The sequence below is a fragment of the Companilactobacillus bobalius genome, from assembly GCF_009764355.1.
This window is the reverse complement of record NZ_LNUA01000008.1, coordinates 90,478-113,200: the sequence shown is the minus strand read 5'-3', so window position 1 is coordinate 113,200 and position 22,723 is coordinate 90,478. Positions and strand designations below refer to the sequence as shown.

At 37.0% G+C, this 22,723-nt stretch carries 26 protein-coding genes; 1 reads left to right on the top strand and 25 read right to left on the bottom strand.

What is annotated here, in order from left to right:
• Positions 1–19: 19 nt before the first annotated feature.
• The 7 genes from ATN92_RS00925 to sufC form a co-directional block, all read right to left on the bottom strand.
• A complete protein-coding gene (locus ATN92_RS00925; protein WP_234032509.1) occupies positions 20–916 on the bottom strand; it encodes a serine hydrolase in 897 nt (298 codons plus the stop codon).
• Between the two features lie 589 nt (positions 917–1,505).
• Positions 1,506–1,817 (bottom strand): metal-sulfur cluster assembly factor, encoded by a 312-nt coding sequence (locus ATN92_RS00920; RefSeq protein WP_054643003.1) that lies wholly within the window; start codon positions 1,815–1,817, stop codon positions 1,506–1,508.
• 11 nt (positions 1,818–1,828) lie between these two features.
• Entirely contained in the window at positions 1,829–3,220 is a 1,392-nt protein-coding gene (sufB, locus tag ATN92_RS00915) for a Fe-S cluster assembly protein SufB (protein WP_411762953.1), read from the bottom strand.
• Positions 3,213–3,659, bottom strand: coding sequence for a Fe-S cluster assembly sulfur transfer protein SufU (gene sufU, locus ATN92_RS00910; RefSeq protein WP_056951069.1), 447 nt, complete (start codon positions 3,657–3,659; stop codon positions 3,213–3,215). Before sufU ends, sufB begins: the two co-directional genes overlap by 8 nt.
• Positions 3,656–4,885, bottom strand: a complete 1,230-nt coding sequence (locus ATN92_RS00905; RefSeq protein ID WP_056951067.1) for a cysteine desulfurase — start codon at positions 4,883–4,885, stop codon at positions 3,656–3,658. Before ATN92_RS00905 ends, sufU begins: the two co-directional genes overlap by 4 nt.
• Positions 4,857–6,038: a Fe-S cluster assembly protein SufD gene (gene sufD / locus ATN92_RS00900; RefSeq protein ID WP_056951065.1), complete on the bottom strand. Its 1,182-nt coding sequence runs from the start codon at positions 6,036–6,038 to the stop codon at positions 4,857–4,859. The genes ATN92_RS00905 and sufD overlap by 29 nt, the downstream gene beginning before the upstream one ends.
• Before the next feature lie 9 nt (positions 6,039–6,047).
• The gene (gene sufC / locus ATN92_RS00895; RefSeq protein ID WP_056951063.1) at positions 6,048–6,839 is read right to left on the bottom strand and encodes a Fe-S cluster assembly ATPase SufC; all 792 of its coding nucleotides are present in this window, start codon (positions 6,837–6,839) and stop codon (positions 6,048–6,050) included.
• Positions 6,840–7,282: 443 nt separating this feature from the next.
• On the opposite strand from sufC, the gene ATN92_RS00890 reads away from it, so the two are divergent.
• A complete protein-coding gene (locus tag ATN92_RS00890; RefSeq protein ID WP_056951061.1) occupies positions 7,283–8,119 on the top strand; it encodes a MerR family transcriptional regulator in 837 nt (278 codons plus the stop codon).
• Positions 8,120–8,301: 182 nt separating this feature from the next.
• On the opposite strand, the gene eutM (ATN92_RS00885) is transcribed toward ATN92_RS00890, so the two are convergent.
• From eutM (ATN92_RS00885) to eutM (ATN92_RS00800), 18 genes are read right to left on the bottom strand one after another with little or no spacing between them, the layout of a single operon-like run.
• Positions 8,302–8,595 (bottom strand): ethanolamine utilization microcompartment protein EutM, encoded by a 294-nt coding sequence (gene eutM, locus ATN92_RS00885; RefSeq protein ID WP_056951059.1) that lies wholly within the window; start codon positions 8,593–8,595, stop codon positions 8,302–8,304.
• Between the two features lie 23 nt (positions 8,596–8,618).
• Positions 8,619–9,290, bottom strand: a complete 672-nt coding sequence (locus ATN92_RS00880; RefSeq protein WP_025085282.1) for a phosphate propanoyltransferase — start codon at positions 9,288–9,290, stop codon at positions 8,619–8,621.
• 8 nt (positions 9,291–9,298) lie between these two features.
• Positions 9,299–10,834, bottom strand: coding sequence for an acetaldehyde dehydrogenase (acetylating) (locus ATN92_RS00875; RefSeq protein WP_056951057.1), 1,536 nt, complete (start codon positions 10,832–10,834; stop codon positions 9,299–9,301).
• A gap of 21 nt (positions 10,835–10,855) precedes the next feature.
• Positions 10,856–11,377, bottom strand: a complete 522-nt coding sequence (locus tag ATN92_RS19265) for a BMC domain-containing protein (RefSeq protein ID WP_056951055.1) — start codon at positions 11,375–11,377, stop codon at positions 10,856–10,858.
• A gap of 25 nt (positions 11,378–11,402) precedes the next feature.
• The gene (locus tag ATN92_RS00865; RefSeq protein WP_056951053.1) at positions 11,403–11,990 is read right to left on the bottom strand and encodes a cupin domain-containing protein; all 588 of its coding nucleotides are present in this window, start codon (positions 11,988–11,990) and stop codon (positions 11,403–11,405) included.
• Positions 11,991–12,004: 14 nt separating this feature from the next.
• Entirely contained in the window at positions 12,005–12,268 is a 264-nt protein-coding gene (locus ATN92_RS00860) for a EutN/CcmL family microcompartment protein (RefSeq protein ID WP_056951051.1), read from the bottom strand.
• The gene (locus tag ATN92_RS00855; protein WP_025085277.1) at positions 12,262–12,561 is read right to left on the bottom strand and encodes a BMC domain-containing protein; all 300 of its coding nucleotides are present in this window, start codon (positions 12,559–12,561) and stop codon (positions 12,262–12,264) included. The genes ATN92_RS00860 and ATN92_RS00855 overlap by 7 nt, the downstream gene beginning before the upstream one ends.
• A 12-nt stretch (positions 12,562–12,573) precedes the next feature.
• On the bottom strand, positions 12,574–13,410 hold the full coding sequence (gene eutJ / locus ATN92_RS00850; protein WP_056951049.1) for an ethanolamine utilization protein EutJ: 837 nt from the start codon (positions 13,408–13,410) through the stop codon (positions 12,574–12,576).
• Positions 13,411–13,412: 2 nt separating this feature from the next.
• Positions 13,413–13,928, bottom strand: coding sequence for a hypothetical protein (locus ATN92_RS00845; protein WP_056951047.1), 516 nt, complete (start codon positions 13,926–13,928; stop codon positions 13,413–13,415).
• A 4-nt stretch (positions 13,929–13,932) separates the two neighbouring features.
• Positions 13,933–15,057 (bottom strand): 1-propanol dehydrogenase PduQ, encoded by a 1,125-nt coding sequence (locus tag ATN92_RS00840; protein ID WP_056951045.1) that lies wholly within the window; start codon positions 15,055–15,057, stop codon positions 13,933–13,935.
• Between the two features lie 24 nt (positions 15,058–15,081).
• The gene (gene cutD / locus ATN92_RS00835) at positions 15,082–16,032 is read right to left on the bottom strand and encodes a choline TMA-lyase-activating enzyme (protein WP_087721284.1); all 951 of its coding nucleotides are present in this window, start codon (positions 16,030–16,032) and stop codon (positions 15,082–15,084) included.
• Between the two features lie 23 nt (positions 16,033–16,055).
• On the bottom strand, positions 16,056–18,602 hold the full coding sequence (gene cutC / locus ATN92_RS00830) for a choline trimethylamine-lyase (RefSeq protein ID WP_056951041.1): 2,547 nt from the start codon (positions 18,600–18,602) through the stop codon (positions 16,056–16,058).
• Between the two features lie 24 nt (positions 18,603–18,626).
• The gene (locus tag ATN92_RS00825) at positions 18,627–20,054 is read right to left on the bottom strand and encodes an aldehyde dehydrogenase family protein (RefSeq protein ID WP_056951038.1); all 1,428 of its coding nucleotides are present in this window, start codon (positions 20,052–20,054) and stop codon (positions 18,627–18,629) included.
• Positions 20,055–20,070: 16 nt separating this feature from the next.
• On the bottom strand, positions 20,071–20,376 hold the full coding sequence (locus ATN92_RS00820) for a BMC domain-containing protein (RefSeq protein ID WP_056951036.1): 306 nt from the start codon (positions 20,374–20,376) through the stop codon (positions 20,071–20,073).
• 17 nt (positions 20,377–20,393) lie between these two features.
• Positions 20,394–20,690, bottom strand: a complete 297-nt coding sequence (locus tag ATN92_RS00815; RefSeq protein WP_025085270.1) for a BMC domain-containing protein — start codon at positions 20,688–20,690, stop codon at positions 20,394–20,396.
• A 17-nt stretch (positions 20,691–20,707) separates the two neighbouring features.
• The gene (locus ATN92_RS00810) at positions 20,708–20,989 is read right to left on the bottom strand and encodes a hypothetical protein (RefSeq protein ID WP_056951034.1); all 282 of its coding nucleotides are present in this window, start codon (positions 20,987–20,989) and stop codon (positions 20,708–20,710) included.
• Positions 20,986–22,005 carry a DMT family transporter gene (locus tag ATN92_RS00805; protein ID WP_056951032.1) on the bottom strand — a complete coding sequence of 340 codons (1,020 nt, stop codon included), beginning with the start codon at positions 22,003–22,005 and terminating at the stop codon, positions 20,986–20,988. Before ATN92_RS00805 ends, ATN92_RS00810 begins: the two co-directional genes overlap by 4 nt.
• 13 nt (positions 22,006–22,018) lie before the next feature.
• Positions 22,019–22,303, bottom strand: coding sequence for an ethanolamine utilization microcompartment protein EutM (gene eutM / locus ATN92_RS00800; protein WP_025085267.1), 285 nt, complete (start codon positions 22,301–22,303; stop codon positions 22,019–22,021).
• Positions 22,304–22,723 lie beyond the last annotated feature (420 nt).

Here is a 22,723-nt window from a genome sequence, read left to right as displayed (position 1 = left end):
ATACCCTCGACTTTTTTAATTAAGAATAATTTTCAATTTTAGTTCCAGCGTCAGATCCATAAACAATCTTCTGCACGTTCTTAGTGATTTCCGCAATTCTTGAAAAACCGCTCAATCCACTTTGATTATGTCCATTGGTCATGACGACCAAAATATATCTTTGTCCATTTGGCAACGTCACAATACCAGCATCATTATTCGTATCATTTAGAAAACCAACTTTATCTTGGACAGTTGTTCCGCTATCAGCAGCGGATGCTCCAGCAGGGATTCCCGTTCGGTAAATTTGTTGGTCCATTAAATTCAAAATTTTTGCCTGATCAGATTTATTTTCAAAAGCACCTTTGCCATTGGCCAAATCTTCTAGCAACAGCTGCAAACTGTAACTGGTTGTTTTGGCAGCTTGTCCATCTTGGAAAACTGATGGATACCAACCTTGCTTTTTAATGAAGGCACTGATTGTACTGGCACCATACTTGTTAAGCTGTGCTTCCGCAAAATCATTCTCACTATTAACAATCATCTTGTTAAAATTATCAGTATTCTCAGTCGTCCAACTGAAATTACCATTCGATTTCTGATTCATCAAGTAAGCTGTTAAATACAATTTATACGTACTAGCCGCCGTCTTAACTGCATGAGCATTCGCTTCAGTTTCCAAACTACCGGCTTGATAAAGTTTGGCATACTTACTATTAGCCGCCGCACTGCCACTCTCTGCACCTAAATTGTAAAAACTAACACTAGCAGTACCGTCCTTGGTGACTGTATTCAGATAATTAGTCAGATTCGTCTGAATAATTTTTTGTTTCTTTTTAATTGCCTGTTCAGTTTTAAAGTTGTCGATAATGGTTGATGCATATGAATTATTGAAGAAATAACTCAAACTACCAACGATTATTATTGTTGCAATCAAAAGAACTCTCAAATATTTTTTGAACTTTCTTCTTTTGACTCGTATAAGATTACCTCATCCCATTAATTGTAAAATTTAATAAAGTCAATTATACGAGCTATTTGTGAATTTTCTTTATACATTTTCATTACAACTCTTTTAACAATTTGTAAATTTTGTTACATCGCTGAAATAAAAATCAAAAACCAATTTGCTTAAATTTCCGTCTTCCGCAAGAATTGGGAATGTGTTGGAACGCTATGGGCATGACTTGAAGCTAATAATTTCACCTTCGGCAAAATTATGGATCTCCAAGATCAGCCTTATTGTAAGCGGCAAAGCCGCCAACAATAATTTCATAGCTGAACACATTTCCAATTCTTACTACAGACTAGATAGTATTTTGTTTATTCTTCTGAGATAAGTATATTTAATTCATAATCTTATAAAATAAGTCTAATCTAAAAAAATAAGAACGACCTCTATTAAGAGATTCAAGTAAAGAATATATCTTGAATACTTAATAGAGGTCGTTCTTTTGATTTAAATTTCTTCAAAAATTTCAAATCATCGATAATATTAGAATCAGGGAAACTAGTCGGTAGTATGTCTATCCTCCAAAGATTCCCAGTGAAATTCGAGCATAACGACTCATCCTGGAAATATCCCAAGTTGGATACCAAACTAACTCAACTTCACACTCACTGATTCCCTCAACTGTTTCGGCGGCCTCTACAATCGAATCATGTAACATATCGCTCAAAGGACATCCCATTGTAGTCAAGGTCATCGTCACCACGGCTTTATTCTCATGTTCAATACTTACTCCGTAGATCAAACCCAAGTTCACGATATCGATTCCTAATTCCGGATCGATCACATCCTCTAAGGCCTCCATAACTAGATCCTTTTTTTCTGTCATAATCTTATCCTTTAACCAATTGAACCTTCCATCTCAAAACTGATCAAACGGTTTAATTCGACGGCATATTCCATTGGGAGTTTTTTTGTAAATGGCTCCACGAATCCCATAACAATCATTTCAGTAGCCTTTTCCTCAGAAATTCCACGGCTCATTAAATAATAAAGTTGTTCTTCTGAAATTTTGGAAACTCGAGCCTCATGTTCCATTGAAACGTTAGCATTATCAATTTCATTATAAGGTATTGTATCAGATGAAGACTGATCATCCATAATAATCGTGTCACACTCAACGTGAGCTTTTGATCCATCAGAGTGTTTACCAAATCGTACAGTTCCTCGATAATCAACTGAACCACCAGTTTTGGCAATTGATTTAGAAACAATTGAACTAGAAGTATTCTTGGCGTTATGAATCATTCTGGCACCAGAATCTTGATGAATTCCATTACTTGCCACCGCAATCGAAAGCATTGTGCCGCGGGCATTTTCACCATTTAAGTAAACACTTGGATACTTCATCGTAACTTTAGAGCCTAAGTTGCCATCGACCCATTCCATCGTAGCGTTCTCCTCGGCAGCGGCACGTTTAGTTTCCAAACTATAAACATTGTCTGACCAATTCTGAATCGTAGTATAACGACAATAAGCATCCTTTTGAACGTTAACCTCTACTACTGCCGCATGTAAACTGTCGGATGAATAATTTGGTGCGGTGCAGCCTTCAACGTAATCAACTTTGGCACCTTCATCGACAATGATAAGCGTTCTTTCAAACTGTCCTGAATTTTCAGAATTCAAACGGAAATACGACTGAATTGGAATATCAGTTCTGACACCTTTTGGTACATAGATGAATGATCCACCAGACCAAACGGCTCCATTCAAAGCCGCAAATTTGTTATCAGTCGGTTTTACTAATTTACCAAACCATTTTTTGAATAATTCCGGATATTCCTTTAAAGCTGTATCCGAATCAGTAAAGATGATTCCCAATTTTGCAAACTCTTCACGCATATTGTGGTAAACCACTTCAGATTCATATTGTGCTGACGATCCACCTAAGTATTTTCTTTCGGCTTCTGGAACACCCAAGCGGTCAAAAGTTTCCTTCATTTTATCAGGAACATCTTCCCAATCACGATACTTTTTATCAGTCATTTTTTGATAATAAAGCATATTCTTCAGATCAAGTTTCGATAGATCCGGACCATATGTAGGCATTGGCAATTTTTTGTAAGCCTCATAGGATTTCAGACGATAATCTAACATCCACTGTGGTTCATTTTTTTCAGCCGAAATTTGTCTGACCGTCTCTTCAGTCAAGCCACGACCTGTCGAATATTTGGGTTCAATATTATCATGGAAGCCATATTCGTAATCTGAATCATTTAAATCAATCATCGTCTTCATCTCCTAACGACTTTCTCAATGCCCACCAACACAAGGTAGCGCATTTAATTCTAGCGGGAAACTGCATAATACTAGATAAAATTGCAGCATCGCCTAATTTATCTAAATCAGCTTGAGAGTGTTCTTTACCCATGACCATATCTGAAAAAATATGAGCCATTTCTAAACTCTCAGTTATTGTTTTATTGAGAACTGCATCGGTCATCATACTAGCGGAAGATTGACTGATCGTACAACCTTCGCCTGTAAAACCGATATCGTTTATCTTATCGCCATCCAGTTTAATTTCTAAATTGATCACGTCACCACAAGTTGGATTTTTCAAAGTAATCTTGTTCGTCGCTTCCGACAAGCTTTGCTTATGATGTGGATGTTCAGAATGATCCAAGATAACTTCACGGTACAGACTGTTCAAACCATTTAAACTCATACTTTGAAAAACTCCTTTGTGTCACAGATTGCCTGAATCAATCCATCAGCGTCCTGCTTATTGTTGTAAATGTAAAAACTAGCTCGAGCCGTGGCTACTAAATCCAAATATTTCATCAATGGTTGAGCACAGTGATGTCCAGCTCGAATCGCCACTCCATCCATATCCAAAGCAGTTGCCACATCATGTGGATGTAACCCTTTAAGATTAAATGAGATAACTCCACTGTGATGATCAGCATCCTGTGGCCCGTAAACCGTTAATCCATCGATCTCAAGTAATTTTGGTAAGACATACGATACTAATTCTTTCTCATAATTTTCAACATTTTCCATGCCGATACTACTCAAGTAATCAATCGCTTTACCTAAGCCGACAGCACCAGATACATTTTGTGTTCCGGCTTCAAATTTCCAAGGAATATCGGTCCAGGTACTTTGATATTTCTCAACAAAATCAATCATTTCACCACCGTATTGATAAGGCGGCATGGATTTTAACAAATCGGCTTTACCATATAAAACACCGATTCCCATTGGAGCCAACATTTTGTGTCCGGAAAAGGCATAGAAATCAACATCTAAGTCCTGAACATCAACTGGCATATGAGGAACTGCCTGTGCACCATCGGCTACCATAATAGCGTTATGTGCGTGAGTAATTTTAGCCAACTGTTTAATATCATTAGTGACACCAAGAACGTTGCTAGCATGAGCGATAGAAACAATTCTTGTTTTATCAGTGATTTGCTTTTTAGCATCAATCATATCTAATTGACCATCAGCTGTTAAACCAATATATTTCAAAACAGCTTTTTTACGATTAGCCAATTGTTGCCACGGAATCAAATTACTGTGATGTTCCATAACGGAAATGACGATTTCGTCACCAGCTTCGATATTGTCCTCACCATAAGTACTTGCAACTAAATTCAAACTGTCAGTCGCACCTTTTGTAAAAATAATTTCTCGGCTCTCTTTGGCATTAATAAACTGTTGTACTTTTTGACGAGCAGCTTCAAACTCTTCAGTAGCTCTCTCACCTAAGGTATGTACACCTCGACGAGTATTGGCGTTATCATTTTGATAATAACGAACGATTTCATCAATAACTTGATTAGGTTTCTGACTAGTAGCGGCATTATCCAAATATACTAGTGGTTCATCATTTACTTTTTGATTAAGGATTGGAAAGTCCTTACGAATTTGTTGCAACTGTTTGTCCATCGGCCAATTTCCTCTCAATCGTTTGAACTAATTCCTCACGAATAGGTTTGGAAGGAATCGAAACCAGTACGTCACCCAAGAATCCTCGAATAACCATCCGTTGAGCTGTTTTACGATCAATTCCCCGACTCATCAAATAGTAGAGTTGTCTCTGATCAACTTGACCAACACTAGCTGCATGTCCAGCCAAAACATCATTTTCATCAATCAAAAGAATTGGATTAGCATCACCGTGGGCTTCATTTGACATCATCATAACTCGGTTCTGTTGTTCAGCATTGGCACCTGAAGCGCCTTTGATAATGTGTCCAATACCATTAAAAATCAGACGTGAACGATCCATGATGACCCCACGTTGATTAATATTACCGATTGAATGTTTACCATAATTAGTAACTCGAGTATTAACGCCTTCTTGTTGTTGTCCTGAAGTGATATCGACAACTTTAATTTCTGAATGAGCACCTTCGCCAAACAAATCAGTGTCAAAATCAGCTACCGTATTACCAGAATTCATCAACCCAATTGACCAATCAACATAAGCATTTTGATCAACGTAAGCCCGACGACTTAAATAAGAAGTGACATTCTCTCCCATTTCATCAACGGCTGCATATCTCACTTCACTATTAGGCATTGCCATTACTTCAACTACGCAGTTAGCAACACTTTTGGCATCGCCCTCTGTTCTAGTTCTTTGGATAAAGGAAAACTTCGAGTTCTCACCTGCCACAATTAAGATATGTGAGATAAAAGGTTGCTGGGAATCTTGTTTTAATTCAATTTCAATTGGCTTCTGAACTACTGTATTTTCAGGTACATACAGAAAAATACCTTGATTCAGGAATGCTGTATGGTAAGCTGTCATTTTATTTTCGTCAGATTTTATAACTTTATTCATGAAGTACTTTTGAATCATTTCTGGGTACGCTGTCATAGCATCAAAAATATCCATTAAAACATAATCGTCATACGTTGTTGGCACATCAGTCTTAATAATCGTTTTAGTTGATGGCATCAATTGCCAATTACTGAAGTTAAAACGTTGCATCTTAGGCAAAGGCAACTTATCAATCAACTCAAAAGATGCCTGTCTTTTTTGAGTGAACCAAGTTGGCTCATCTGTTGTCATCGCAAATTTTTCTAGTGTCATAATATCCCCTTAGTCGTCAATCAGATTCACATCAAGTCCTAATTCATCACGCAAGCCAGCATAACCCTCATCTTCAAGTTTTTGAGCCAACTGTGCATCACCAGTTTTCACAATTCTTCCGTCCATCATAATATGAACAACATCCGGTTTGATATAATTCAACAGTCTTTGATAATGAGTGATGATCAAAGCTCCAAAATTATCGCCACGCATTGAGTTGACACCTTTTGAAACAACCTTAAGTGCATCGATATCAAGTCCAGAATCAATTTCGTCTAACAGTGCAAAACTTGGTTTGATCATCAATAGTTGCAAGATCTCATTACGTTTCTTTTCACCACCGGAAAAGCCTTCATTCAAGTAACGCTCTGTCATAGCTTCACTCATATCTAACAATTCCAAATTCTTGTCTAATTCCTTAATAAAGTCCATAACTGAGATTTTGTCATTTTCTGGTCGTCTAGCATTGATCGCAGCACGTAAAAATTCAGCATTCGTAACACCTTGAATTTCAGCTGGATACTGCATTGCCAAGAACAAACCTTTACGAGCACGTTCATCGACTGGCATATCCAAAATACTTTGCCCATTTAACAGAATGTCACCATGAGTTACATGATAATTTTTTTGACCCATAATAGTTTGCGACAAAGTCGATTTACCTGTTCCATTAGGTCCCATGATGGCATGGATCTCACCAGTCTTCATCTCTAAATTAACGCCTTTGAGAATTTCTTTGCTAGTCTTCTTTTCCTCATCTACAACTTCAACATGAAGTTCTTTTATTAACAATTCCGCCATATTTATTCTCCTGTTTCAATAGTAATCAATTCATAGATTTTAAAAACAACTCTTACAATTAAGCACAATTATTATTTTAGAGTCGATAAAGATGGTTTCGTCCTCAATATGTCTGATCATTTCTGATGCAATCCGGCTTTAGTATTTAGAGCCATTATTTAAAAAATCAGAGATCATTTTTTACTTCACATATTTGTTTAAATAGGTTTCATACCATCTCTTATTTAACATTCTACAGCAACGTCAAACAAAGAAGAACAGGCAATATAGACTAATATTATATTTTTTATATGCCAAAAATCATGATTGTTTTTTGGAATAAAATTAGTCAATATTCATCACATATTCAATCTAAATATAAATCGGCTCAAAATATTGTAAGCGTTTACAACTATACTGTTATATAATACACTTATGAACGGTATTTATCATGGAGGTTAATAATGGTTGACTCAAAAAATTTGCATACCATAGGTGAAACAGCCAAAATATGCAAAGTCTCTCGCAAAACTTTAATTTTCTACGAAGAATTAGGTATCCTCAAACCAGACTACATTTGTCCATCCAACGGGTATCGATACTACAGTGACTCCACTATTCAATTAATGCCAATCCTTAAATATTATAAACAGATGGGTTTTAAGTTGCAGGACATGAATGGCGTTGGTGACAATAACAGTTGTTTGTTCCATGAAAGAAATTTTTTAAATCAAATATCATTCTTAGAAGACGAAGAAAAAAGAATTCAAAATTCTCGCCAAGCCTTGATGGATTGGTTGGAACTGATTCATGAAGGTATGAATGTGACCAGTAATAAATTTGAATCTATCAATATCAAATATATTCAGCCAACTCAATATTTCTTTTTAGACCAAGATTTTGATTATGATTATAAAGAATCGGTAATCAATGTTCCTTGGATCAGGTACTTGGAGGAAAATAACGCTGAAATTACTGGTCCAGTGATTCTAGCCTTTGATGATTGTCAAAAGAAATCCTTAGAATTAGCCAACCGTGTTACCATCATGCAAAAGCCAGTTCGAAATAATGACAGTAACTTACCTTTAGAAAATATTGGTGGTAAAACTTTTATTTCCTCTTATTACATCGGTGACCACGCTCAAATGTATAAAAAATACGCTGATATGGAAAATTGGGCTAAAGAAAATGGCTACAATTGCGGTCCCAACGTGTATGAAAGATTCGTCGTCGATTATTGGACTACTACCGATATCAATATGTTTGTCACTGAAATCTTGATACCCATCGTTAAAAACTAATCTACTTCATATTCTAATGCAATACAGGGTGTAAATTTAAATTAAAACAAAAGCCAGTAACTCTGATTTGAAAGAGTTGCCGGCTTTTTATTTAAGAGTTGAATGTGCTAGTTCAGCTCTAATTTTTCGGAGTGTGAATATGGAGTTGTAACTTGAGAAAAAATTGACTACCTATAATATTCTTATTCAGCTGTAGTTGTTGTTGTCTTTGGTAGAATATTTTCAACTTCTGCGTGTGGACGAGGAATTACGTGAACTGATAACAATTCACCAATTCTTTGAGCGGCTGCGGCGCCAGCATCTGTAGCTGCTTTAACAGCCCCAACATCGCCTCTAACCATAACTGTGACAATTCCGCCACCAACGAATTCTTTTCCTACTAAAGTAACATTAGCTGCCTTTACCATAGCATCGGCTGCTTCAATTGAACCTACTAGTCCTTTTGTTTCGATCATTCCTAATGCATCAGATTTCATTATAATTTCCTCCAAATTTTCGTTTATTTAATACGAATCCTAGTTTTAGAATTCATTCCTAAAGCATTTGCTTCTTCAGTATCAATATGACACTCTAACCCAGATTTATCGTTAGCTCTAATGGCTACATTGTTGAGTTCTCCACCACGATCACCTTCGATAACAATCGTAACGATATCGCCATTTTTAACACCAAATCTTTCAGCATCGCTTGGCAACATATGAATATGACGTTGGGCTACGATAACACCTTCATCTAATTCAACTGACCCTTTAGGACCAACAACAGTAACCTGTCCTGAATTAAGTAAGTCACCTGAAATTCTAAGTGGTGCTTTAATACCTAATTTAAAGGTATCGCCTCTTAGAACTTCTACTTGGGTTCTAGCTCTGACTGGTCCAAGGATTCTCACCTTACTGATTGAACCTTTAGGTCCACAGATAATAACTGTTTCTTTACTAGCATATTGTCCAGGTTGTGATAAATCCTTTAAAGGAGTCAATTGATAGCCCTTGCCAAACAACTTATCCAAATCAGTTTGTGATAAATGGATATGACGGTTAGATACTCCAACCGGAATTGTTTTTTCATCTGTTGTAGCTTTTTTAGCAATTTCCGCAATCACGTCTTCGGAAACATTTGGTCCAGATAATTTCTCGACCAATTTACCTAATAATTCTTCATAGTCTTCCATGTCGACACCTACGCATTCATTTCAGATAATGTTTTTCTAACTAATTCAGTTAGTACTTTTAGTTCTTTATCCGACATATCTTTTGTTACATGTTCTAATGAACTGTCACATTGAGTTTTGTTTACACATTTCTTAACAACATCTTTGAGTTCTGGATGATTGAAGCTCTTGTCATCTTCAGCCAAAGTTGTTACATCTTTCAAACCAAAGGCTACTTTCTTGATGTTAAGTAAATGTTTAGGACTTACATTCTCTGAAACTGAACTTCCACCACATGTTCCACAACCTAACGTGAAGGAAATTGGTAAGCCAGTACTGATACCTGTTCCACCTTGGCTACCACCAGTATTTACAAGGATTCTTGAGGCTGGTTTGGCTGCAAATTTTAAGACGATATCTTCGCGATTAGTGTGAAGATTCATTGTATGTCCAATTCCGTTTTGAAGAAGTTCAATACTTAATTGACAAGCTTCTTTCCAATCTTCTACAACGTAGAATGCTAATACTGTAGTTAGTTTTTCGTATGAAAGCGGATTGCCTTCACCAACACCAGATTGTTTACCAATCAAAATCTTTGTATCAGCAGGGACTTCGAAACCAGCTGCTTTAGAAATTACTTGTGGTGATCTACCAACGAATTTAGCGTCCATTGCGTGTCCACCATTCTTGAATAACAAGTTGCAGACAGCTTCTGTTTCAGCATCGTCCATGAAGTATCCACCTTGTTTTTCTAACTCACTGACGACTTCATCTTTATTACATTTTTCGCAAATAATGGATTGTTCTGATGCACAGATTGTTCCGTAATCAAATGATTTACTTGCGATGATTTGTGAAACTGACTCTTTTACATCGGCACTGCGTTCAATATAGGAAGGAGAATTACCAGCTCCAACCCCAATAGCAGGTTTACCTGAACTGTAGGCTGCTTTAACCATTCCTGGGCCACCTGTAGCAATAATCAGCTTAACTTCTTTAGCATGCATCAACTCATTAGTTGATCCCATTGTTGAATTTGAAACACAAGTGATAATGTTATCCGGAGCTCCGGCAGATTTAGCGGCTTCATTCATAATCTCTGCAGCTCTGAATGTACATTTAGCAGCGGCTGGATGTGGAGCAAAAACAATGGCATTTCTTGCTTTCAAAGCAATCATTGATTTGAAAATAACAGTTGATGTTGGATTAGTTGATGGCACGATTCCCATTACCAAACCAACTGGTTCTGCAACATCCATAGTCTTCAATTCAGTATCTTTACTGATAATACCGACTGTTTTTTCATCTTTGATTTGCTCATATAGCAAAGTTGCTGCAGCGTGATTCTTATATGTCTTGTCAGCAACATTTCCGAATCCAGTATCTTCAACTGCCAATTGAGCTAACTCAACAGCATGTTTCTCTCCAGCAATGCTCATTGCTTTTAAAATGGCATCGATTTGTTCTTGACTAAAAGTTGAAATATCAACTGCGGCTTGATGGCCCGCTCTGGCAAGGTCTCTGGCTTCTTGAATTGATCTTAAATCTTTATCAAAATTCTCCATGTTCGCTCTCCTATATAATTACTAACCTTCCTTATCAGAATTCAATATTTCAGTGATAATCTGCTTCTTACTCATCTTTTGTAAATCGGCATCTGATATGTTCAAGTTCGTTTTAGTTTTTACTATTTTTCTTAGTTCGGCAATTCGTTTTGGTTCCAGCTCTTCAGGTTTAAAACCGACTGGTTTTTTCTTCGGTGTTTCTTCGACATTTTCAACTGGATCTGCTTCAACTATCTCTTCGGCAACTTCTTCTGGAACCTTTTTCGTTTTTGGACCATCTAAAAGTGGTTCAATTTCTGAATCAGGTCTGGCAATGACGTGTTTTGAAACTAGGAAACTATCTCCCAATTGTTCGACTGCACTAGCTCCGGCATCAACGGCCGTTTTTACAGCCCCAACATCCCCAACAACTGATACTGTTACTAATCCGCCACCGACGAATTCTTTTGACACTAGGTCAACTTCAGCTGTTTTTAACATGACATCACTGGATTCAATAGCGGCGATTAGTCCATTGGTTTCTATTAACCCTAATGCTTGCATAATTACCTCCATCAATTTATATGAATTATTCAGTTAAAGAATAAACAAGTTCGACATCTTTAAGGGCTTTAACAGTGACATTAGCTCTCTTAGGAATGAAAATGATGTCGCCTTCTTTTGATACACACGAATTCTCATTAATGGAGATATCTAATGCTCCTTTAGATATGTATAGATAAGTGTCATTTCCAATGGTTTTAGTTAGTTCGGTATGATTTAGTCTGACTAAGCCAAACTTTGATTTATTAGAATTTCCGAAAAAAATACTGCAATATTGACCGGACCCACCATTTGTACAGTTAGGAATATCAGTAAATTGTATACTGCTCCCATCGACAACTTTTAATCCATTAGAATCGAGTTTCATTACATATCGATTATTCAAAGAATCTTTCAATATCTTTTTAATTATTGATACGATCAATTCTTCAGAAATATTTTTAGAACTCGCATCTTTCTTCTTTTTTGGTTCAATGATTTTTACATTTAAACCATATTCTTCAATTAAATCTTTGGCCAAAGGTGTGATAATGGTATCTTGATCAACTTCAATATTCGTTTGACCATTTGAGTAAACGCTTTCAACAGTGCTTGCACATAGTGCCTTTTTCATTTACCAACACCCCCTCAGACTGGTTTACAGCTATCATCGATGATTCCAATCACAGCTGAATCTATTGGTATGGTATTGTCCCCTAACGCCTGTCTGGCTGCAGTGCCACTAGCTATGATGACTCTATCGCCAATACCGGCACCAATTACATCACAAACTACGATTTGTTCTCCGTTCTTTCTACCGCCTGTGATCTCTGCCAACATTAATTTCAAGCCGTTCATATTATCAGCTTTTCTGGTTGCCCAGACATTATCTATTAATTTAGCTATTACCATTGTTCCGTTTCCCACGTTTTCTTGATCTCTTCGATTGCTGAAGTGACGGAGGCAGTATCGCCAAAGATGGCGAGCATAATCATGTTCTGAGGACAGCTACCCCTGATATCTTCCGTGGTAACACCGACAGCTTTTTCAGCAATATCCGAGGCTACAACCATTTCGATCAATCTTCCTTGAACTAAACCGACGGCATCTATGTTGTCGATTTTGTCTCTAATTCCAGAACCTTTACGACGATTTAATATCGCCATGGTTCCTTCGCTAGGTGACTTGATAATTCTACAGTCCATATCTACTGCCTCCTAATCTATGACTTCATTTGTACAACTTTTAGCAATCCCTAAAGGAGTAACAAACATGGGATTTACTGGCTTATGTGTTGTTATCCCCGTTTTCTTTTCAATAATCTTCTCAATCCCACCTAAGCAAGCAGTTCCACCAACCAAATACAAATCCTTCACATCATACCCAGCAACTTGTGTTGTTATGATAGTTGAAATTTTTTCAATAACTGGTTTCAAAATTGGTAAGAGTTCTTTGTGATTGTCTGTATTTCTCTTATACAATTCAGCATCTTCAAATGAAGTACTCATTGCTCCAGCTATTGTTAAGGTTAAGTGAGTTCCACCAGTTGCTTCATCGGATACTTTGACTACCTTTCCATTATTTAAAATGGAAATCCCGGTTGTCCCACCACCAATATCCACGATGGCACCATTCTTAATGTTCAAAACATTATTAGCGGCAGTTGGTTCATCTAAGATAGATGTAATTTCAAAGCCTGCACTTTGAATTACGTTTTTAATTGCTCCGCCATCCAGGGACTCAGTGTCCGGTGGAATGGCTGTGGAAGAATAAACAAGTTCTGTATCAAGCAGATCTTCTAATTTCTTTTTCAGTTTTTTTACTAAGGTAATAGCTCCAAAATAATCAACGATCATTCCATCTTTTACCACATCTGAATATTCATATGCACCCGCAACTGGTTCATATTCAGAATTCATAACTACTAGAACCACACAAGCAGTTCCTAGATCAACACCTGTGTAATATATTTTGCTTTTATCAATTACTGGATTGGCAACAACGGCTTCAAATTTTGAAACTAAATCATTACAAGCCTGCATACTTTCACCCATAATTAATCCTCCATTAGTTTACGAATCTGATCGACCAGCTCTATCTTTACTAAATTCAATTGATCTTTTGAATCTAATTGAACTTCACATATTCTTGATAAACACTTTTTAAGTAAAATAATCACTTTATACTTAGGGTTTCTTAACGTTTCTTTTGTTATAGGTTTACTAAGTACTTCATTTGCATCACATGAATATATCTGTAAATTTGGTGGCATTTCTTGATCAAGCAACTCATACACTTCATAAATACTGTTGCCTAATTTGATATCTATTTCATAAGCTTCAACGATGGCGGCCTGTAGATCTAACTTTAAAAGTTCTTTAGTAATATCTTGGCCGTCTGTGATTTCTGTCTTATGGACATCCTTCGAATGATCTTTTTCGATTATTTTTATTCCTTTACCTGTTAAAAAACTTTTGGCTTCAGGTGTTAACCTGTCGTTCTTGGAAATCATATATTCTGAAAATTCTGCTTTATGGTAGAGACCCTGTAATTCTCTTTCCGTAATAAACATATCTTTAGCTTCCTTTAACTAACTTAAGATATATATTTTCTAAATCTTCTTGTGTAGGAACAACAGGATTAGTTACCGTACATCTATCTTTTAATGCTGCTTTAGCCATATCCGGAACTGCTGATTTATACTCATTTTCATCAATTCCTAATTGAGCAATTGTTTTAGGAATTGAAAGCTGATCAGTTAGTCTCTTCAAGTTACCAATCAATAAATTAACAGTCGATCTATCTGTATATGATGAAATATTTAAAACTCGAGCAATTTGTGCATATCGGTGTAATGCTTCAGTTTCTTCAGATCCATCAATTCCAGAATTATATTGAATGACATAAGGTAATAACATTGCGTTCAGTCTTCCGTGTGCTTTATGGAAACGACCACCTAAGGCATGAGCCAGACTGTGACAAATTCCTAATGAAGCTTCACTGAAGGCCATCCCCGCCATACAAGATGCATCGTGCATGACTTTTCGTGCTTCTACATCGTTACCGTTTTTAACAACCTTAGGCAATTCATTCCAAACAATTCGAATGGATTTTTCAGCCAAAGCATCGGTAAAACTACTACTATTCAGTGATACATAGGCCTCCAAGTCATGTGTGATTACATCCATTCCAGTGTCAGCTGTAATTGTTGCTGGAACACTCATGGTTAAACTTGGATCTAATATAGCAATATCTGGAATCATATCTTCATCTACCAAAGCATATTTACCATTGGCGCTTGGATCTGAAATAACTGCAAATGAAGTAACTTCACTACCAGTACCACTAGTACTAGGTATACAAATTAATTTAATCTCGATATTATCCATGAGATGCTTGATTACTTTAGCAGTGTCCATCGCTGAACCACCGCCTAAAGCAATGATCGTATCAGGCTTCAGTGATATTCCTTTGAATAATCCACCTGAAACTACATCTATTGAAGGATCAGGAACTACTTCGGAGAAAATATCATATTTAACGTCTAATTTATCAAGTGCATCTGTGACTGCCGAAACCTTACCTGACTTGACCATGAATGGATCACAGACAACTAAAGCATTTTTGATCGGCATGTTGGAAAGCTCACTTATTGAATTATTTCCACTGATTATTTCTGTTTTCATACTGAATTTATTCATATGATTCCCTCCTTTCATCTAGTATTAATGTCTTATAACCTTTACAGGAAAATCGTATTCTTTAATCCAACCTTCGATACGGTCCAAATCTTCGTCGGATAAACTTGGATCTTCTTTGACTGGATAATCAATTCCTAGTTGTCCGTACTTGTTAACTCCGAGCTTATGATATGGCAATAAATTAATACCTTGGAAGTTAGGGTAATCACGATATGGCATTAGGAAATCAATGATTTGATGAATTTCTTTTTCACTGTCATTAACACCCTTGAGCATTGGCATTCTGATTTTAACTTGGTATCCACGTTCGAAAAGTTCTTTCAAATTAGCTAAGATTCTCTCATTGCTAATTCCTGTTAACTCGTTATGTCTTACTGGGTCCATGTGTTTCATATCATATAGGAACAAATCAATGTAATCGGCCATTTCCATCAATTTATCCATACGACTGTGTCCACATGTTTCAATAGCTGTATTGATTCCATCAGCTTTGCAGGCTTTTAATAAAGCCAATGCGGCATCTGGTTGTGAAGTACATTCTCCACCGCTCAAAGTTACACCGCCGCCTGATTGTTGATAGAAAGCATCATCTTCATGAATAACTTTCATTAATTCAGGTATGGTTTTAATGGCTCCGGTAATGTGGATTGCATTCATTGGACAAACTTCTTCACATTTATGACAACCAATACAAGAAATATCACGTCTAACACGATGTTGACCATTCTCATCTATGTAGTGAATACCGCGAGGACAGGCTTCAACACATGCCATACAATCGCTACATAAACTTTCCTTGAACATAACTTCGTATTTTCGGTTCATACCCTCAGGATTAGCACACCATCTGCATCTTAATGGGCAACCTTTCATGAATACAATGGTTCTTATCCCTGGCCCATCATACAAACTATATTTCTGAACATTGAATATCATGGCCTGACGTTCGATGCCACCATCCACATTTGTATCCATTGTTTTCATCTCCTGATTGTTAATTAAAAGTGAGTAAGCACCGTACGACTAATGATTTCGTCTTGAACGTCTTTACATAATTCAACGAAGAAGGCACTGTATCCAGCAACACGGACAATCAAATCACGATATTGTTCGGGATGTTTTTGAGCATCTAACAAAGTCTTATTATCTAAGTAGTTAAATTGCATTTGTCCATTGCCTAAAGCACAAGCTGTTCTCAACAACATGATCAAACTTTCTTCACCTTCGGAGGTATCTAGTAAGCTAGACATGATCTTGAAGTTATGAACCATTCCGATATTCATTGAATCGTTAGACATCTTAGATACAGACTTAATAATAGCTGTAGGTCCTTTATAATCGGCACCTTGTGTAGGACTAATACCATCTGATAATGGAGTCCAAGCTTTTCTACCGTTGGCTGAAGCACCTGTCATTTGACCAAATGGTGTGTTATTGGAAATTGATAATGTTCCATGACTCAAGTTTGAGAACAATGTCTTGTACTTCTTATGTTCTTCTTCTGTGTAGGCAATGATGTCAGCAGCAATTAAATCAGCGTAGTCATCATCATTTCCATACTTAGGAGCAGCTAAACAATCTTTACGAGCCTGATCGTTGTCTTCAAAGTCGGAAACAAGAACCTTGTTTAATTCTTCAAGTGTGTATTTCTTGTCATCAAAGACTAACTTCTTGATAGCAGCCATTGAATCTGTGTATGTTGCTAATCCTGACCAAACAACACCTGGTCCGTAGTTGTACATTGCTCCACCGGCTGATACGTCTTTACCATGTTCCATACAACCTTCATACATAATTGACATTAATGGTTTAGGTGCTAGGCTTCTGTGAACTCTTTGTGAGATAACAGTTGCAACATCAGTCCATTTAGTAATGTACTTAATTTCTTCCTTAACGGCAGCATCGAATTCTTCGTATGTCTTGAACTTCGATAGATCACCCATATCTGGACAAACCTTCTTGCCGTACCATAGGTCAACACCATGGTTTAGAACAAGTTCGATACAGATAGGCCATTGTGTATAAGCTGTTGATGTCCATTGATATAGTCGACCAGATTTCTGTGGTTCAACACATCCCATCAAACAGTAGTCACGAGCATCTTCAAGTGAGACTCCTTTGGCAAGCATGATCTTAATGTGTGTGTCATCAAAGTGACATGCTGGGAATCCCATTCCAGCTCTAACAACATCAACAATCTTCTTTAGGTATGCACGAGGTGATTTACTGTGAATACGGCAGGCTAGTGAAGGTTGGTAAACCTTAACGTGACGAACGGCATCCATTAATAAGTAAGTCAAATCATTAGTTGCATCTAGACCTTGACGTGTCACACCACCGACACACATGTTAACGAATGGTTGGTAACCAGCGAAGAACTTAGATCCACCTTCACTTGTGATCCACATCATTTCTGACATCTTAATCAACATACATCCAGCAAGTTCAAACGCTTGATAGTTAGTTATGTTACCGCTTTCAATATCGTGCTTAAACATTGGGTACATATATTGATCAACACGACCAATTGACATACCCGTTTGATTCTCTTCAACAACAAGTAGCGATTCAACTGTCCAAACAGCTTGGATAGCCTCCCAGAAAGTATCTGGTTTGTGTGCAGGTACCTTAGCGTTAATTTCAGAAATCTTTAACAATTCGGCTTTTCTCTTAGGGTTAGTTTCCTTATCAGCCATTTGTTTTGCATAATCTGACATTCTCTTGGCATAAGTCATTACACCGTCAGTTGTATCAATAACTGACTTGTAGAAATAAATCTTGTCGATATCATCTGGATTTTCATAATCCAATTCTTCAAGATGAGCCTTGGCTTCATTTTGAATATCGATCATACCTTTTTTCATCAAGATAACGTCGTAACCAGGATTAGAATCTCCACCACCATTTAGTTGGTGGTATGAACAATCAGATACAAATGATTCACCTGATAATTCCCAGACACCGGCTTCACGATATTGATCCTCACAATATTCATCTACTGACTTACCTTTCCAATATGGGAAAAGTTCTTCACGCATGATTTTCTTGTCTTCATCAGAAATGTAGAAAGGATCTTGAGGTCTTGTACCAATCGTGTCAATTTCGTCCTCCATCCATCTCCAAGCAATATCAGGAGAGAAAGCACCAGCTCTAGGAGCACCATTTGGAGCACCAACGATTAATTCGTTATCTTGAATAACTAAGGGTGCTGTTTCACAACAATACTTGAAACATTTAGCACGTAACATGATCTTTGGCATACCAGGATTTTCTTTGGCAATCTTAGTAATGGCACGTGCACGATAAGTTGTGATTGAAGGAACTTGCTTCAAATAGTTGTCTTTTAGAGCCTTCAATCTACTTGTAATTCCGTCTGGAATTTCAGTTTCTTCATCTTCAACAACAACTTTACTAGGCGTTGTTTCAGCATCTTTAGATACTTCGTTTGAAACTGAACTAAACATTTTCACTAATGCTTGGCGTTCTTCATCGCTTAAATCTTTAGTAGCTTCAGATAACTTTTCTGAAAAATCTTTAATATTCATATCATTCCCTCACTTCTCGTGGAATTAATTTTCTAAAATCTTATTAAGGAACTTCTTTAGAACATCTTCTTCAAAATTTTTGTCGTAGGATAAAATAGTTTCATCATCGTTGTAATAAATCATTCTTTGGTAAGTTAAATCTTCAGCTACGATGTTCTTAGCAGTACAACCTCTACCAGTCGTTTGACCACCTAAAAACATTGAAAGTGGAAAATTCGAACCTATTCCTACACCAGCTAGATAAGCTGAATCATTAACGATCATTCGACCAACTGGTTTTTGAATAGCATATTCTTTGATGATTTTGTCATCTTTGGAATGAATAACTAAGGTATGTCCGTTACGTTTTTCTTTCAAAAGATGGATACATTTTTCGCAAGCGTGACGCCAATCTGGTTCTTTATAAAAAGCCATAATTGGACATTTCAACTTCACAGCGAATGGATCATCTTCAAAAATATAAGGTTGTTCGGATACCAGTACCAGAGCATCATCAGGAATGGAAAAGCCCGATCGATTAGCAATCCATTTGGCTGTCTTACCGATACATTCTTCACTGACCCCTACTCCATTACGGAATAATGATTGTCTCAACTTAGCCTCTTCTTCTTTATTCATGAAGTAAGCCCCGTCATTAATCAATTGTGTTCTGACATGTTCAGAAATGGAGCTTTCGGCAACAACGAATTGTTCTGAGGCCGGGGCCAATCCATTATCAAAAGCTCTACTTTTAATAATCTGCGAACTTGCTTTAGCAATGTTGGCTGTCTTTTGAATAAAAACTGGTGTTGAACCTGTCTCTGCATAAAATACCGGTTTGCTTGGAATATTGATTTGATCATAATATTCAGCACAACCAACATTGATTACAGCAGCTATTTCTGAACTGGCGGTTAATTCTTTAACACCATTGAAAGTCACATTGTTCATATATCCGAGGAATCCTTGAGGTAATCCTGCGTTAGTACAGATCAGTTGAATCTGTGGATATATTTTTGAAGAAATTGATGACACCTTTGGATATGGAACTAATACTAAAGTATTCCCTGATTTAATCGCTATTAATAATGCGTAAACACTATATAAAACGGTATTTTCAATTGGTAAGAGCGTAACAATTGGACCTAGGGGCATGCCCATCTTTTCAATCTGATCTTTATCATTGAATAAAAGTGGTCCAATAATTTTTTCATTATCAATATTTTTCTTATATAGTTCAATGAACTGATTATATAGATCCAACTTATCTTCACATGATCCGATGGACTTATTGGCATACTCAAGCTTTAACAAGTCTGGCAAAACTTTGGTCAAATCATCGATTACTTTTTTAAGGGTAAGATTCAGTTCATCTTGACTGTATCCTTTTAACATTCCAAACGAATCCCTAGCTGTCTCCGAGACGATTCTTGCTTCCTGTAATGATTTCAAATCATTGTCTATTAATTGCATAATTATTGCTCCCTTATTATTCAGGCAATAGTTTATTCAATGCATATCGATCAATTATTTTTGTTAGGTCGCGATGAGGACTAGGAATGACTACTGAGCTATATACTTCAGCATTCATATTTTCTACAGCTTTGATTCCTGCGGCTACTGCACTTTCACAGGCTGAAACATCACCTTGAACAATTACAGAAATATATCCTGAAGCAACATTTTCATATCCGACAATATCGACATCTGCTGCTTTACACATAGCATCCGCAGCCTGTAGAACAAACACCAAACCAAATGTTTCAATTGATCCTATTGCTTTATAATTCTCCATATCTGTTTACTCCTAAGTTATTGATCAATATCATGAACTGAAACAATGTCGCCAACACCTGGTATTGGACGTGGCATAACATTGCTAGCCGTAAGTTTACCGATCTCTGATGCTGCTTTGGCACCAGCTTCAACGGCTGACTTAACTGCCGCAACATCGCCTTTTACAATAACCGTAACTAGTGTGGATCCTATGTTTTCATATGAAATCAATTCAACTTCTGCAGCTTTTAACATTTCATCGGCTGCTTTCAATGCAGGGACCAAACCAACTGTCTCTATGAGTCCCAATGCTTCATCACCTTTATATCTCATAAATTCAACCTCTTAGTTTAGTTGCTATACTTTTTATCAACATATTTTGCAACAGCATCACGACCATCAGCGTTGATTCGATAATTCATAATTAGGTTGTCGTCTTTGTCTAGTTCATAACTATCTAATTCGACCAGCCCATTGGCCTCTAAAGCCATAAAATGTTCCATATATAATTCTTCGTTAAACTGTTTTTCATTTCCATAAAGTGGTTTTAAGGCTGCCATAACTGCCTTAACATCAACTGCTTCGTGACTATTCATATAATTCAAAACGGCCATTCTACTTGGTAAACTCATTGTTCAACGCCTCCTTTTTTAAATAGATCTAAAGGATTCATCGTTACGATGATGGCACCTAGAACAATAACGATTGAACCAATGACGATTGTTGGAGTCAAAGTTTGACCTAAGAATAGGACACAGAATAGAACTCCCCAGAAAGCATAAGTAACATTGAGTGACATTCCAATTGCACATCCAACAGTTGCATTAGCTTTATACCAAGTAACGAATGAGATGGCTGCACTTAGTCCAGCTACAGCTAACCAAGCAAGTGGGATTCCGGCTGAAATTGTTCCGCCAAGTAATTTAAGAGCTCCTACAGCTGGAACCATAAGAACTAGAACTACTAGACCTGAAATTAATTCTCTCAAATTAACAGCAACGTCAGTATCGATCATTGCACCACCAAAGCTGGAGAAAACACCTTCAAGTCCCCAACTAACAGCGGCAATCAAAGCACAGATAATTCCAAGAGTGAAGTTAGGTGCTCCTTCAGGTTTTACAAAATTAATAATAATTGCGCCAAATACACAAAGCACCATACCCAAGACAACACGTTTGGTTGGCTTTTGCTTCAAAAACATCCAAGCAAACAAAGCACCGAACAAACTACATGTGGCAGAAATTGGAATTGCATAGGCACCGGCCATTGCTAAACCAACTAAGTAAGCACCATTAGCAATTGGTCCTCCAAGAAGGAATCCAATAACCAACATCTTGCCTGGCTTAGTCTTAAGAGTTCTGCCTAACTCCTTCAAGCGACCTTTTTTAGCGTTGTAGATCAACAACCACAATCCGGCAATAAAATCATTTAGTCCTGAACAGACAAACGGTGCTGCCAAAAATCCAGCGGCACTGACTAATGGATCATACCCACTAGCAACCATTACCAGAGTTGAATAAATACCATACGTTAATCCAGAAATTGCACCATTAATTAATCCTGTAGTGTGGAATTTTTTAGTTAATGCATTTTTCTTACTATCCGCAAGATTAATGCGACCATTGATAGATTCCTTATTAATATCCATTGTCACTTACTCCTTATTTTGTGTTTGGAGTTGGTAAAATATTCTCAACTTCTGCATGTGGACGAGGAATTACGTGAACTGATAATAGTTCGCCAATTCTTTGGGCAGCAGCGGCACCGGCATCAGTAGCGGCCTTAACAGCACCAACATCACCACGAACCATGACAGTAACTAGTCCTCCACCAACTAATTCTTTACCAATAAGAGATACGTTAGCTGCTTTCACCATTGCGTCGGCCGCTTCAATAGAACCTACTAAACCTTTAGTTTCAATCATTCCAAGTGCGTCATATTTCATGATAATCTCTCCTTTGTGAGCGTTTGCATTTTTGTTATGGTGCCATTATATTTATGCCCCCTACGGTTCAAGTCAACACTCCATTTCAAATTGTGTTCTAAAACACAAAATAACTGCCACTAAAGGCCGTAGAATAGGCTTTTTGATTAAAATTTTATTTTTTTAGACATAATCATGACAATCAAGTCTTTTTATTTGACATGTAGAAAATTTCACAATTTTTTAAAAAAGGCATTTTTGAAGAATATTTTTTGAGTTAAATTTTAAAAATACCGATTTAACAACGTTTCAAAATTCAAAATAAGACCCTGACCCTAGGGACAGGTTTACGTGAAGAAAGCCTGTCAGACTACACTTGTCGTTTTCTAAACAAATTTACTTGAAAAAATTTCTTCTACTAAAAAAAGCATTTTTAGAAGA